Origin of the sequence: Moorena sp. SIO3B2, from assembly GCF_010692525.1 — a bacterium.
Taxonomy (GTDB): Bacteria; Cyanobacteriota; Cyanobacteriia; order Cyanobacteriales; family Coleofasciculaceae; genus Moorena; species Moorena producens.
The window spans coordinates 1-13,730 of record NZ_JAAHHE010000169.1; the positions used below are offsets into that span (position 1 = coordinate 1).

The 13,730-nt window shown below is 45.6% G+C and carries 13 protein-coding genes and 1 pseudogene; 2 read left to right on the forward strand and 12 right to left on the reverse strand.

Annotated features, from left to right (window positions below):
- From F6K38_RS25635 to F6K38_RS25645, 3 genes are all read right to left on the reverse strand, one after another.
- The coding region (locus F6K38_RS25635; protein WP_287357911.1) for an AMIN domain-containing protein at positions 1-1,127 on the reverse strand (1,127 nt) is incomplete at its 3' end.
- 448 nt (positions 1,128-1,575) lie between these two features.
- Positions 1,576-3,003, reverse strand: a complete 1,428-nt coding sequence (locus F6K38_RS25640) for a cation:proton antiporter (protein ID WP_008188710.1) — start codon at positions 3,001-3,003, stop codon at positions 1,576-1,578.
- A 258-nt stretch (positions 3,004-3,261) separates the two neighbouring features.
- Complete coding sequence (locus F6K38_RS25645) at positions 3,262-4,218, reverse strand: hypothetical protein (RefSeq protein ID WP_287357913.1); 957 nt, start codon at positions 4,216-4,218, stop codon at positions 3,262-3,264.
- Between the two features lie 390 nt (positions 4,219-4,608).
- On the opposite strand from F6K38_RS25645, the gene F6K38_RS25650 reads away from it, so the two are divergent.
- Positions 4,609-5,313, forward strand: coding sequence for a tetratricopeptide repeat protein (locus tag F6K38_RS25650; RefSeq protein WP_044494947.1), 705 nt, complete (start codon positions 4,609-4,611; stop codon positions 5,311-5,313).
- A 122-nt stretch (positions 5,314-5,435) separates the two neighbouring features.
- Here the strand turns inward: F6K38_RS25650 and F6K38_RS25655 are convergent, their stop codons facing one another.
- Positions 5,436-5,828 (reverse strand): slr1601 family putative cell division protein, encoded by a 393-nt coding sequence (locus F6K38_RS25655; protein WP_008188704.1) that lies wholly within the window; start codon positions 5,826-5,828, stop codon positions 5,436-5,438.
- A 1,472-nt stretch (positions 5,829-7,300) separates the two neighbouring features.
- A complete protein-coding gene (psaM, locus tag F6K38_RS25660) occupies positions 7,301-7,396 on the reverse strand; it encodes a photosystem I reaction center subunit XII (protein ID WP_071986952.1) in 96 nt (31 codons plus the stop codon).
- A 373-nt stretch (positions 7,397-7,769) separates the two neighbouring features.
- On the opposite strand from psaM, the gene F6K38_RS25665 reads away from it, so the two are divergent.
- Positions 7,770-8,528: a TerC family protein gene (locus tag F6K38_RS25665; RefSeq protein ID WP_008188702.1), complete on the forward strand. Its 759-nt coding sequence runs from the start codon at positions 7,770-7,772 to the stop codon at positions 8,526-8,528.
- A 111-nt stretch (positions 8,529-8,639) separates the two neighbouring features.
- Here F6K38_RS25665 and ndk read toward each other — a convergent pair whose 3' ends face one another.
- The 7 genes and pseudogenes from ndk to F6K38_RS25700 all read right to left on the reverse strand — a co-directional run.
- Entirely contained in the window at positions 8,640-9,089 is a 450-nt protein-coding gene (gene ndk, locus F6K38_RS25670) for a nucleoside-diphosphate kinase (protein ID WP_044494944.1), read from the reverse strand.
- Positions 9,090-9,166: 77 nt separating this feature from the next.
- Entirely contained in the window at positions 9,167-10,213 is a 1,047-nt protein-coding gene (locus F6K38_RS25675; protein ID WP_287357916.1) for a D-alanine--D-alanine ligase family protein, read from the reverse strand.
- 16 nt (positions 10,214-10,229) lie between these two features.
- Positions 10,230-10,952 carry a hypothetical protein gene (locus F6K38_RS25680; RefSeq protein WP_008188687.1) on the reverse strand — a complete coding sequence of 241 codons (723 nt, stop codon included), beginning with the start codon at positions 10,950-10,952 and terminating at the stop codon, positions 10,230-10,232.
- Positions 10,953-11,005: 53 nt separating this feature from the next.
- Entirely contained in the window at positions 11,006-12,058 is a 1,053-nt protein-coding gene (gene fcmB, locus F6K38_RS25685) for a filament morphology actin-like protein FcmB (RefSeq protein ID WP_008188684.1), read from the reverse strand.
- 234 nt (positions 12,059-12,292) lie between these two features.
- A complete protein-coding gene (locus tag F6K38_RS25690; RefSeq protein ID WP_287357917.1) occupies positions 12,293-12,817 on the reverse strand; it encodes a CHAT domain-containing protein in 525 nt (174 codons plus the stop codon).
- A gap of 26 nt (positions 12,818-12,843) precedes the next feature.
- Positions 12,844-13,017, reverse strand: coding sequence for a hypothetical protein (locus tag F6K38_RS25695; RefSeq protein WP_287265331.1), 174 nt, complete (start codon positions 13,015-13,017; stop codon positions 12,844-12,846).
- A gap of 54 nt (positions 13,018-13,071) precedes the next feature.
- Positions 13,072-13,730 (reverse strand): annotated as a pseudogene (locus tag F6K38_RS25700) (CHAT domain-containing protein); the annotation flags it as partial.

Here is a 13,730-nt window from a genome sequence, read left to right on the forward strand (position 1 = left end):
ACCATCACCTCTGATACGGGACTAGTGGTATTAAGTTGAGGGCCACTGAACTTCTCAGCTAGTTTGGCATTCGGTATAGTAATTTGGTAAGACTTTGAACGAGGATCCCATTTGCTAGTGGCTCTGACCCGTTGGTTAGCCTTAATCAATAGCTGAGTCTGATTACTAGCCAGTTCCACTGACCCAATGGTGGCTAACTTACCGGTATTAGCCGAGCCACGAGATTGAATCGGTTTCGTTGGCACTTTGGATGTTGGTCCATTATCTAAGCGTTGAGCTGGGATCCCCCTAGGGAAAATCAACACCCCTCCCAATCTTTGACTGAACGATGCCAGCCAATCAGGGCTGTCACTATCCACATTTAGGGTCATCCGGACAATCGGTGGGGACTCTTTTTTCTTTTCAAACTCGATTTTGCTAACCCCGTAGCGATTTACCTCCAAATCCTCCCCTAACAGACTCTCGGCAATTGTAACCCCTTCTAGGTCGATGTTAATGCGGCGGTTATTGCGACTTCGTTCGATTTGAATGATAGGTTTCCCACCATCGGTACTGACAAAAAATCCATTTCTATTGATCTGAAAGCCTTGGCGGCGAATCCCCGGATTGGATCTCGGAATAGTTGGATTGGATCTCGGAATAGTTGGCCGTGGTGGAGGGGATTGAGTGCGGGTCGGTGGCTGAGCCGGTGGTAGAGATGGCGGTGCTGGGTTAGGCAGAACCGGCAGTGACCCTCGATAAGGCTGAGGTAATTGTACAGTCCACTGATTGGGGCTAATACCCCGAAATTTTACCTGCTGGGGGTCTATAGTGTAACCAGGAGCCAATTCAACCACAATCCGAGTGGTTTGTCTCTCAAATTGACCCACTCGCACTTCTCGAATCGCCCCGCTTAGACGCTGATTTGTTGATGGACCTCCGACGTTAATTCCCGGTAAATCAATCACTAACCGGGTAGGATTAGAAATGAGTTGGGCTGTGGGTTGTACACCCACATCAGTGGTAAATTCCAGGCGATTCTGATTGCGATCATATTGCCAAAATAGTAGTTCACGGGCTTGAGCCGCCAATGAAAATAGAGAAAATGTCAAAGAGCTGGAGAGTAGCAGTAGCCAGCGAAACCTCACAATTCTTACTCCTGTATCATGTATCTTAGGTAATTGGTTATAGCAATTGGTTATAGCAATTGGTTATACCAGCTGTTAGCGGTTAAGTATTAGACCCCAACAGCTGCCTAGAGTAGGCTATAGTTAACCGCTAATCCCTAACCACTCACGATGAATACCCCTAATTAATAGCCCAGTCAAGCAATGTCTAGTCTGTTTGACTAATAAGATTAATCTGATTAATCTTATTAAAACCGTTAACAGACTCGGACGTAGAGTAGCTTGGTTAAGTTTCAAGAGTTTCAGTATACACGGGTTTCTCTGAATCGAAAATTTGGTTTTAGTTAACACACTTAGCTTTGTCAAATCTTAAAGCATACACAATCAACTAAATTGAACAGGATTCTTCAAGAATCCTGCATCAATAATTGTCTTTAATCAGCAAGCTCAGATAGCTTAGCAACAAGTCTCAAGACTCTCCAGCTGTTTCCACCGGCTCAGATGGCTCTTGAAAGACCAACCGCAACAAAGGCGGAGCGATAAAAGTCGTTAAAATAACCATCATGATAATCGCTGCTTCAGTGGCTTCTGAAAGAGCACCACTTGCTGAACCAACACCAGCAAAGACTAGCCCCACTTCACCTCTGGGAATCATGCCAACCCCAATAGCCAGACGGTTAATTCCTGATTGACCAAAGACTGTCAATCCTGTGATCACCTTACCAAGAATTGCCACCACAATCAGGAAAGTTGCCAAGATCAAACCCTCGCGATTACTGGGAACTGCTGGGTTAAGCACACTCAAATCAGTTTTGGCTCCCACAGTAACAAAGAAGATGGGCACAAGTATATCTGCCACTGGTAAGACCTGTTCTTCTAATTCTCGACGCTTATCCGTCTCTGCCAAGACTAGCCCAGCAGCAAAGGCTCCCAAAATGGCTTCTAATTGGATAGCTGTGGCAATATAGGACAAGACAAAGGCAAAAATGAGTGCTGTCAGTAATACCTGACCTCGGGTTTTCATTTCCTTGACCAAGGCAACGAAATACGGACCGAGGAAGCGACCGATTAGAATTGCTCCAACTAGGAAGACACCAGCACTAATAATCAAATAGATCACATTAGTGATCACGACTTCCCCAGTTTTTGCCAGACTAGCCACCACAGCCAGGACGATAATTCCTAGGACATCATCGAGTACGGCAGCACCAATGATAATTTGCCCTTCTTTAGAACTCAACTGTCCAATTTCTGCTAGGACTTTAGCGGTAATCCCGATACTAGTGGCAGTTAGGGCAGCACCAGCAAAAATAGCAGGGACAGCAGAAATATGAAATAGGTAAGCTAAACCAGCAGTACCAGCAGCAAAGGGGACAACCACGCCAACTACAGCTACCACAGCAGCCTGCGGACCAACACGGATCAGTTCTTTGAGGTCAGACTCTAGTCCAATTTCAAATAACAGGATGATAACGCCGAGTTCCGCTAAGACGGAAATCACCTCGCTAGTAGACTGAAATACTGAGTTGGTAGCTTCTGGGGTTAGACCAGCGGTAGTTTGCAGAAAGCTCATCATTAAGGAATTGCTAGCCACACTGCCCCCTTCTGGGAAAACTAGCAGATTTAGGGCAGAAACCCCGACAACTACACCACCGACCAATTCCCCTAATACCGGTGGTAAGTTAATCCGAGCACAAATTTCGCCTCCAAGTTTACTGGCGAAGTAGATCACCACTAGACTCAATAGCACTCCTGCAAGAACCAGTGAACCGTTTTCTGCTTCATTAGCATTAGCAGTGGCTTCCGTTGCTGTTGCCAATAGGGATGGCAGAGGGTGTTCAGGGGGGAGGAATGGTAAGGGGGTGAGGAGATTCACCCAGGCAGTTGTATCAGCCATGTAGTTGCGAATAAATCATTCATTATACTTTACAAAAATTATGGCAATCCTTGAGCCTCTCAGGTCTAGTCAGGGGCTCAAACTAAGCTAGTACTCTGTCAATGGAGTTTTGATGCTTAGGTGTTAGGTGTTATGTATTAAATGTTAGATGTCAGGTTTGAGGTGTTAGATGTTGGGTTAAGTTATGGTACTTAATTCCTAATCAAGGGCGTGCCAACAAACCAACTTGTCTAGGAGAAGAACAACCCGATGGCTTAGTTAAAATAGCTCATGGGGAAAATCATCACATCTTAACCTTTCATACTCTTTGAGAGCCCACTCATTCTCTTCAGTGTATTTGGTTACCAGCTTAATGCATTGCTGTCTACGTCGATCCTGCTCCTGAGCTTGTTGTTGTGCTTTTTCTCTGGCTATGCGTTGAGCATCTTGCTGGGCTTGTCGTCTGACTCGTTGAGCATCTTGCTGGGCTTGTCGTCTGACTCGTTGAGCTTCTTTGTGGGCTTCTATGGTAGAAATTTTAGCATCTGCCCTGTCTATAATTGGTTCAACTTTCTTTTGCCAATAGCTAGTGGTCACCCTCCTAGCCTTTTGCTTAGCCTGTTGCCATTGACCTGCCTCCAGAGCTTGAAGTGCTTGTTTGCGAATCGATACATTCACAGCCCACTCTTGTTTCCATTGGGCAATGGTCTCGGGTAATCTTTGACGAATCAGATTAGTTTCAGGAATGACTTGAGTTAGAGCAATGGCTTCATTGAGCTTCCCTTGTTCCTGATACAGCTTGGTAGCTTTCTGAAATAGGCGGTTAGACCACTGATTAATTAACTGTTGTGCCTCTTGGTAAGGAGCACTATCTGGGGTCAGTTTATTGGCCTCGATAATTGCGTCTTTAAATTGGTTCGCTGCAGCTAGTATCTTAGCTTTGCCAAATAGTTTCTGGGCACACTCATTAAAAATCACCTGAGTCTGTTGATATATAGGCGACTTTTCAGGAATAGTCGTGGCTTTATTGATGCATTCTTCATATTCCCGTTCTGATCGGTGCTTCTGAATCTCTTCTAAGCGTAATAGTAGATTTCGATAACTTTGCCATTCTTGATATGACCAACCTAGCCCTGCACCAATGACAGCAACTGCTAGCCACATCCCTACCATTCGCAGCCATTGGTTGGTTGGGGGCGAAGACACAGGTGGAATTGAAGGTGGAAGGGATGGCACAGGATTTCCTCCTGAGAGTGGATGCGGTGGAATAGTAACTATACTATTTTGAACACATCTATCCGCTTTCTGCTATAGCTGCATTTCAGTAATGACACCCAAACCCCAAACCCCAAACCCCAAACCCCTAGGGAATTGTGCATCTTCCCAAAAGTGTCCAGTCCCAGCCCCTCTATAAAATCATCCGGACAAAATTAATTCGTCTTTCAGGAAACTGTAATATTACTGCTGTAGTCTTCAAAGAAGAGTCCCAAGTTGTAGGGACAATCTGGATGGTTTTCTTGGGTACACCGAAGACGCATTAATAAGTGACACATTAAGACCAACCAGCTGGGTGCTGTTAGCCGTAAGGTTGAATCTAGATAGGCTGCAAATGAGGTTGAGGCAAATATGAATGCTCCTACTTTTCTAAATCGGCAAAACCAAAATCGACAGTGGTTCCCAATGTCCCGTAAAAACCACAGGCATTTAGCGCCAGTGAGGCTAGTGCCTAGAAAAAGCCACATACACTCTGTGAAAAGCCTGCGCACCTTAGCAAACTCGAAAGTGAAACAAGGGGATTACAACAGTGCGATCGCATTGTTAACCCAGTTGATTAATCTCAATCCCACCAGCGCATCAGACTACAACAATCGGGGATTGCTGTATTTCCAAAGTGGTCAGCCCTACAAAGCCTTATTTGATTACAATCAGGCACTGGGAATTGATCCAACATTGGACAGTGCTTACAACAATCGCGCTAATTATTATGCATCAGTTGGGCAACTGGCTGAAGCCCTCACCGACTACGAGCAAGCTATTGATCTCAATCCGGGAAATATCCGCACCTGGATTAACCAAGGGATCACCTTCCGGGAATTGGGATTGTACGATTTAGCCCTAGAAAACCTTGACATGGCTCTAATGCTGGGATGCCTGGAAGACCATGTCTATGCTCAGAGAGGGCGTACTTACCATCTCAGGGGTGACTGGAACTGTGCCATCAGCGACTATCACAAGGCTCTGAAGTGGCTGCCAAAGTCTGGTTCTTCTGATTCCTTGCGCGAGAAAGTGGAAAATTGGATCAATGATTTGCTTAAGCCACTGAGAGCTTGAAGGGGTTAGTGCTTAGCTCTAACGGTCCCAAACAGCGATTCGACCTAGGAGACGCTACGCGAACGCATCGAGCCACCTCGACCTATTACCTTTAGCTCAGTTTATGCCCACCGGAAGTATAACTAATTTCCATCCCCTAAGTCGGGATCTTGCCAGACGACCTGAACCTGATTTGGATCACGTCGTAAGCTTTGCTCTCGCATTACTTTCTGGGCTTGCCTGGGGTCAAAAGAGCGACTGAATTCACGGCGCAATTTATTCACTCGTGTTTCAGTTCGCTTCACCTCTCGTTTGACTTCTCGCAACTTGGCTTGCTGTGAGAGATGATAAGGTAATAGTTCCATTAGTGCGGTAATCGCAGCGGCACAGAGAACTAGGTTAACAAGTAACTTAGCAGTAGTTTCACCAGCAACTGCCCCGTAAGACTGTCGCTGCGGACGGTGCTTGATTCGAGGAACTCTTCGGCGAGGTTTTGATGGTAGCCGAGTTGAGTGAGGGGGTTGGATTGCGTTCATTTCCGTTTACAATGCCACGCTGGCACACCAGCGCCCTTGGGTTTATTATTGGGTTGATTAGGATAGAGTTTTGAGTATGCACCTTTTATTTAGCCAGATAATTTAGCTAAAGAATAGTCTTTATGGAAGAATCAAACCCCCAAATAGACTAAGAGCTTAGCATAATGTGAGTTCGATCACATAAATTGCCTGGTGTTGACTCCAATCCAAGGGAAAGGATCTTCCACTCAGGATAATAATTCAGAATTATTGCTTATAATATATAAAATATCTATTAACATTCCCAGGTAGACTGGCGTTGGCAGCCATCATTCAAATCCAATTCCCCTCCCGTTATACCCGCGTATGAAGCGCGGGAAAGGGGGCTTATAGAGTGTGGACGCAGGTGACCCACACAGCCCGGAGACGAAACCTTAAAATAAGGTTTGAAGTTACCGTAAGATCAGGTCGCCTTTTTGGGTTGTAGGTTATGCAGAAAAGGTTTAAAACTGTTGTTATAAAGGCGACCTGATCTAAGGTTTCGTCTCTTGCCTTAATCATGGAGGCGCGCTTGACCCGTAATTAAATTCGCGCGATTGTCGCGCCTCAAAGTTTTAAGCCTTTTCAGCCAAGCCTCCCAACCATAAAGGCTGCCCCAGCGAGGGATTGCTCGCTGGGGTAACTTCTGACCCTTGGGAATTGGAGACTCAATCTGTTGCGCTTCTTGATGAGCTCTGCTAAGATTAAAAAATATTAATGCACCCAAAAGGTGCCGGTTTGCGCGCCAGCTGAAAAGCCGCTGCTAAAAGCGTAGATCAAGATGCAAGTAAGCTCAATGATTTGGTCAGAGAGTCTAGAGGCTGTTTGGCTCAGCCATTAAGAGTTTTATGCTCTTAAGAATCCCTGACTATAATCGCGTGATGAGCGTGAGCGAGTGTCAAGGATTTCACTAGCTTTAATGAGGCTTCGCCATTGATTAACTAGTTTAAGTGACATACTCCCACACGCTCATCGAAGATTACAGTGTGGGCTTCTTACCAACTCCAGCCATCGCGAACGGATACACGGGTTACTTTATTAACGACACGGGATGCCCCTCCGCGCCGGAACAATACAATAAGTTCTATTTTTAATTAGTAGGTGGCGGTTAGCTCTTAATTTGTTTTCCCTACTATTTTTAGTATAACGTTTTTCAGGCTGTTTATCAGAGTTCCTGTCCGCGATTCATCCCTGGAGACGAAACCTGATTGTTAGTGGAGCCAAAATCGGCAAAGTTTTAACCCTTTTACGCATAACCGACTAACCATAAAGGCGACCAGTACCTTACGGTAACTTTAAACACTCATGCTGGGCATTGAGATGTGGGATGAATCGCGGAGGAAGCTAACCCACCCAAATCCTAGATTATGGGTGGGTTAGTTAAACTATTTTGTTTATCCTTTGTCCGCTCTAGATCCAGGCCGCTTAGGAGCAAGGCTTTGAGCTTCCCAGGATTATTTGTAAAGTTCCGTAGACAGCCGGAATGCTAGAAATCCCGGAATCAAAGCCAGGAATAGAGCTCCGATAACTTGGGCATCTGAAATAGGCATCGTATACAATCTCCTTTATTTGAGCGATATTCTATACCATTCACGGTGCGCTTGACCTAGGCAAATTTAATTCGCCACGGGTCGCACCGAAGCCAACTAATTGGGCTAGTTCTGGAATTTTATCACAATCACTGGTCAAATCCAGATAATAGAATCCTTTTAGCTTGGGTTGATCTCAAATTGCGATCACAGCTATTACCTTGATCTTGCTGAAGGTTCGGTGTGGGCGTTGGAACCTCCCTGGGGTCGCAGCGCACTTTAATTATGATTAAATGTTAAGATTAATTAAATTAGATATCAAAGTTTTAGCAATTTAGGCGATTAAGTCTATTACATAGACTAAGTTAACCTTTTAAGACATTAATAATTTTTAATGCTAGACCAAATTCTTAACTCATCGTTTAATGTGGGGCTTGAGGGTCCTGTGGTTTTGTTGATTCTGGTGGCACTAGAAGCTGTACTGTCTGCTGATAATGCGATCGCGTTAGCTGCGATCTCCCAAGGCTTAGAAACCAAACAACTTCAACGCCATGCTCTTAACTTGGGCTTAGCAGTTGCCTATGTCCTACGAATCAGTTTGATTTTTACAGCCACTTGGGTAGTGCAGTTTTGGCAGTTTGAGTTATTGGGAGCAGCCTATCTGCTCTGGTTGGTCTTTGAGTATTTCACCTCTGATGAAGATGAACAACATCACCATCATGGCCCGAAGTTTACTTCTCTATGGCAGGCAATTCCCCTAATTGCTGTTACGGATTTAGCTTTTTCCTTGGATAGTGTCACGACAGCGATCGCAATTTCTGACCAGACCTGGCTGGTTATTGCTGGTGGCACCATTGGGGTAATTACCCTGCGCTTCATGGCGGGCTTATTTATTCGTTGGTTGAAAGAGTATGTCTATCTGGAGGATGCTGGCTACATCACCGTGGGCTTTGTGGGATTGCGGCTGTTGGTCAGAGCGATTAAACCGGAATTAGTGCCACCGGAATGGTTAATGATTGCTGCTATTGCCCTAGTGTTCATGTGGGGATTTTCTGAAAAGTCTAAGACCCCAGACCTGGAGCCAATTCCTGTGGAAAACCAAGGGCAACCGGCTTTGGGGAAAGAGCAAACCGCAAAAGAAGCTAGTCGCTAAAGGCTTTTCACAAGAGCCGGGAAGAATTCCCCCATCTCCCAATCAATGATACCAACGCTCACCAAACATGGGTAGAGCGTTGGACTTCCGGTCTAAAGGTTCATGTTACTATTACTCGTAAAGCCAAGGGGTTATGGTTGGTTGCCAGCTAACTAGCTCTTCTTCCTTAAACCAGAGACTAATCTCGTTCTGCGCTGTCTCAATGGCATCTGAGCCATGGATAAGATTGCGACCTGTGTCTAAGCCATAATCGCCCCGAATGGTTCCTGGTTCAGCCTCCAGAGGTTTGGTAGCACCAATTATCTTTCTTGCGGAAGCCACTACTCCATTTCCTTCCCAGACCATTGCTACTACGGGACCAGAGATGATGAATTCGATTAGTTTGGGAAAGAAAGGTCTCTCTTTGTGAACAGCGTAATGCTGTTCGGCAAGTTCACGGCTGACGTTCATCAGCTTCAGCCCAACTAAGGTAAAACCTTTTGTCTCAAAACGCTGGATGATTTGACCAACAAGATTCCGTTGTACACCATCCGGCTTAACCATCAGAAATGTCCGTTCCAAGTTTATCTCCTCAAATTGTTTAACTCAGCTCAATCTTCGGCATAGCCTTTCCCATGATATTCCCTTCGGACTAAGATTCAAGCCCGCCCTATTGCTAGTTGAATTAACTGATCCACCAATTCTGGAAAAGAAACACCTGTAGCTGCCCACAGTTGGGGATACATACTGGTTGCTGTAAAACCTGGTAAGGTGTTAATCTCGTTGATGAAGATTTCCCTAGTGGCTTCGACATAAAAGAAGTCTACCCGTCCTAAACCAGCCCCATCAACGGCAGTAAACGCCTGGATTGCCATTTCCTGAATCTGGGTAATGACGTCAGTGGGCAAGGGAGCGGGGATTAACAAGTCCGCTTGACCCTGAGTGTATTTGGTTTCGTAGTCATAGAAATCACTCTCATAGGTAATTTCACCAACTACTGAGGCTTTGGGATGATCGTTCCCTAGTACAGCACACTCTACTTCTCGCCCTACTACTCCTTCTTCTACAATCAACCTGCGGTCATAACTAGCAGCCTTATCTAAGGCCGCTTCTAATTCAGAACGCGATCGCACTTTGGCAATCCCGACCGATGAGCCTAAATTAGCTGGTTTGACAAAGTAGGGATAGTTTAAGGTTTCTTCAATTTGGTCACAGAGTTTGGTAAATACACAGGGATCGGACCAAACTTGCGTACGCAAAACTTCCATGTATTTGACTTGGGGTAATCCAGCTTGGGCATATACTGTTTTCATTGCCAGCTTGTCCATGCCTACAGCTGAACCCAAAACACCACTACCCACAAAGGGAACTCCCATCAGAGTTAGTAATCCCTGAACTGTGCCATCTTCCCCATTTGGCCCATGGAGGATGGGAAACCAGACATCTACCTCAGTTGCAACGGCAGGAAATTGCCAGACATTACCGCTAGGAGCAGATTCCAGGGGGGTTCCCGAGTCTAACACCTGTGCGATAGTTTCGACCGCTGTCCAGATGCCATTTTTTTGAATGTACACTGGCACCACTTCGTACTTAGAGGCATTTTCGTCGGCACATAGAGCGTTTGCGATCGCTCTTGCAGAACTAATGGAAACTTCGTGTTCTCCTGAGACACCACCAAACAGCAGTCCAACTGTGCGTTTTGTCATAGCACTATAAAGTTAATTAAAAATCCTCTAATAAAGAACCCAAGCGACTTAGTAACGGATCAGATTGATCAGCCTCTTTTTCCAATCCTGCTTTAGCCGTCCCATCTGAGTCTCTAGTCGCTTTTGCTGTGGATGCCTGTGCTGTTAAGCCAGACACATCCGTCGTACTAAAATTCGACAGCACCGTTTCTACACCAGCAACTTGCTGTTTTAAGTGTTCGAGTTGTTGATGAGAACGGTCATCGACTTGCTTGACCTGTTGGATTAAGGCCGTCAATTGATCATCAAGTTGGTCAGAGGATTCTTCAGTAGATATAACTTGCTCTAATTTCCCAAGCTGCTGTTGTAACTGGGTCAATTGTTCAGTTGTATTAGAGTCTATTTCCTCAATTCGTTGAGTCAGATCACTTAGCTGATTATTGACTTGGCTAGGACTCTGAACCGATAACGCCTGTACCACTTCAGTTAATTGCTGCTGCAGTTGGGTTAGCTTGTCTTCAAGATTTCCAACACCGGTTGTTTCCTCGGTTGTTTCTTTGGTTGTTTCCTGGGAGGATTTCTTTTCCTCAGAGGACTCTGGTTTCAACAGAAACTCTTGGAGAGCTTGCTTGCACAACATGCTAAAGCTAGGATACTGACCCTTAGCTAGTTCTTTCTCCACTACCTTTAGTAGGGCTTGATCCTCCCGGTTAGCGGTAAATGCTACTGTTTTATTTACTTTTTTTGCTATAGGTGCCATGGGAATTATGCCTATAATCTTATCGGATAATTACAATACAATTTATCTACAAGTTATCGAGATGCTGACTGCTTCTGCACCTCTCCATAAATGTATTGTCCCAAAGCATTCGCTTTTCGAGAGGGTTGAGCTAAGTAACCCTTGAGTCTAGCTTCTTTGAAGATAAGTTGAAGATCATTCCAGAAGAATTGTCCACCACCACCCGTCACCACTACGTCTGTGGTGCGTTCTGGTAGCCAAGCGAGCAAACGATCAGACAGTTCACGGGCAAAACTTTTGCGCAAACTCGGTATAATTTCGTCGAGGTCTGTGGGCTGAGCAGCACCTTTAGGACGATAGAAGCGCTCTCCTTCTGGACGATTAACCGCTTTGATTAATAGCAAAGATTGACTGTCAGCTCCCTGAATTTGGGCAGCTAATTGATCATAGAACTCATTCATGGCAAATGCTTCACTCTGAGATGCTCCTCGGGCAAATCGGAACGAATCTGCCATGATAAAGTCAGTGGTTTGGTGGCCAATATCCACAACGGCGACGGAACGGTCATGTAATCCGCCATCGGATGGATCGTTTTCCTGAACTTCAACCCAGATCAAACTACCATAGCCCTCTGGTATCACCCAAACTTTTTTAATCGTAATCGACACTGGTTCCCCTCTGTAGTACATGACATGAGGTGAAGCCAGGATACCAATTAATTCCTCTTTTTCACGCTCAAACTGCTCTTGGGAATGGTAGGGCAATCCCATGATAATTGCCAAGTCACCTTGAAGCTCGAAATGTCCTACGCAGGCAAAGACTTTTATCAAGGCATCTTCTACTTTCGATTGACCAACACCCAAGTTAGCTCCGAAGTCAGCAGCTAGTTGTCCAATGGCGTATCCTTTGCCTTGATACTCGAGCCAAATATCTAATAGAGGGTCACCCAGTCGAGCTTCAAACCCACCCCGACGCACTTGCTCAACGGTGAGATGGGCAACGTTGGCAGGAATTAGCACTACACCATCGGGGTAACGGCTGATACAAGCTTTAGTAGAGGTGCGACCTAAGTCAATGCTGAGAATAGGAACTTTGTTCACGAGGGTAGCAAGCTGTTTAGCAGTCATTCGTAGTATATAGCAGTTTGTTTAACTCAACTCACAAAAAATAGTCCGATGTTTGGAAGCCCCGTCTAGGCAAGAGCGGGGTGCGGACAATGATCAGGCTGTTTGCGATCGCTCTGGCACCAATGGCCAAAAATCAGTATACTAGGTCGGTTATAGACGCAGGTTCACTCAAGTCTGTCGGACACCTAAGATTACCAAAAAATTTGGGTTTAAAGCCCCGTCCTTATGGGAGTGTCAAAACCAATTTCCAATTACTAGATAAGGTGCCCAATAGGCGGGGCGAGCATATTGTCCTCCTGCTTCCAGTAAAGCGATTTGAGCAGCACGAAGCGCTTGGGCTTTGTTTAAGTTTGATTGTCGCAAACCCTGGTAAAATTGGGCAGCAATTTGGGCAGTAATTTGATCATTAATGAACCAAAGCGAGGCTAAAGCACTTCTGGCTCCTGCTTGAACAGCTACACCGGCTAAACCTAATGCTGCTCGGTCATCACCAGTGGCGGTTCGACAGGCAGTCAGGGATAGTAACTCCACTGGTTCAGTAGTACTAGCTACACTGCGAATTACCCGATCTAATTCATCAATGGTGAGTTGATCATTTTCCCCGGTGACTAGGAAAGTATCCTCCGGTTCAGTGCCGAACTCACCGTGAGTAGCTATGTGAATCATCGGGTAAACCGTTGTGCCTAATTCTTGTTGTAGGCGATCGCGGGTAAATTCCTCATCGAGTAGCTGTTTGCTCTCTGGTATGGTTTGTGTCACTGCCTTAACTTCTCTGGAGACATTGCTCAAGGCTTCAAATTCACGACATCTCGACTGGCGGTTAGGATATCGCTACGGATTGTTTCGAGAGTAGCGATCGCGTTTTCATAGGCTCGAATTGCCTCAGTTACTTTCCCCTGCTCCTTAAAAATTCGTGCTGTTTGCCACTCCCACAAGTACAGACTATCCTGGGCGAGCAAGTTTTGCTCAGCTGCTAGTCTAGCCTGTTGGCTTAACTCTAACGCTTTGCTATACTAGCCACGACACTCATAGATATGACCCAGTTCCCCTAGGGCAAAGGATTGGGAGCGATGGTCATTAATCCGTTGCGCTATTGAAACGGCTTGAGCCAGGAGTGCAGTAGCCTGGGGTTCTAGTTTGGGCTGATAGCATCGCATCCAGGGACTGGTTTCATGAGCCGGAGCAATTGGTTGCAACAGGTTAGCTAACTCAATGGCAGCATAAACCTTATCCTGGGAATCTGGTAGACTGTCCAAGAGGGAGTAGGCTTTTTGCCCTTCGTTTTGCCATTGCGTAACACTAGCGCTATTTTTATCAAGGCGATAGTACAGGGGAATCTCATTAAGCCTTGCCCGCATTTGACCGGATTGGTCGTTTTGAGTAATAGCTAGGTCGAGGCTTTTCTGAAAATACTTTAGTGCTTCGCTATCGTTATTCTTAGCTTTTTCTGCGAGTGCCGAAGCCTTTTTTGTGTACTCGATTTTTTCAGCAGAATTTGCCCGACGATAGCTGAGCTGAGCTTTGCTACTGTAGGCATTACCTAAACTATTCAGGGCTGAGGATTGATAGGCAAGGTGGTCAATGTCTTGGGCAATAGTTAAGCTCTTTTCGAGATAGTTAATCCCTAGATCGTACTTGCCCCTGAGGCGATAAGCATCCCCTAAACTCCCCA

What these genes read in the sequence shown, in the direction of transcription:
- F6K38_RS25675 (WP_287357916.1), bottom strand. Translation starts at nt 10,213, where the DNA reads ATGACAAAACGCACAGTTGGACTGCTGTTTGGTGGTGTCTCAGGAGAA.
- F6K38_RS25665 (WP_008188702.1), top strand. Translation starts at nt 7,770, where the DNA reads ATGCTAGACCAAATTCTTAACTCATCGTTTAATGTGGGGCTTGAGGGT.
- psaM (WP_071986952.1), bottom strand. Translation starts at nt 7,396, where the DNA reads ATGCCTATTTCAGATGCCCAAGTTATCGGAGCTCTATTCCTGGCTTTG.
- F6K38_RS25640 (WP_008188710.1), bottom strand. Translation starts at nt 3,003, where the DNA reads ATGGCTGATACAACTGCCTGGGTGAATCTCCTCACCCCCTTACCATTC.
- F6K38_RS25650 (WP_044494947.1), top strand. Translation starts at nt 4,609, where the DNA reads ATGAATGCTCCTACTTTTCTAAATCGGCAAAACCAAAATCGACAGTGG.
- fcmB (WP_008188684.1), bottom strand. Translation starts at nt 12,058, where the DNA reads ATGACTGCTAAACAGCTTGCTACCCTCGTGAACAAAGTTCCTATTCTC.
- F6K38_RS25680 (WP_008188687.1), bottom strand. Translation starts at nt 10,952, where the DNA reads ATGGCACCTATAGCAAAAAAAGTAAATAAAACAGTAGCATTTACCGCT.
- F6K38_RS25655 (WP_008188704.1), bottom strand. Translation starts at nt 5,828, where the DNA reads ATGAACGCAATCCAACCCCCTCACTCAACTCGGCTACCATCAAAACCT.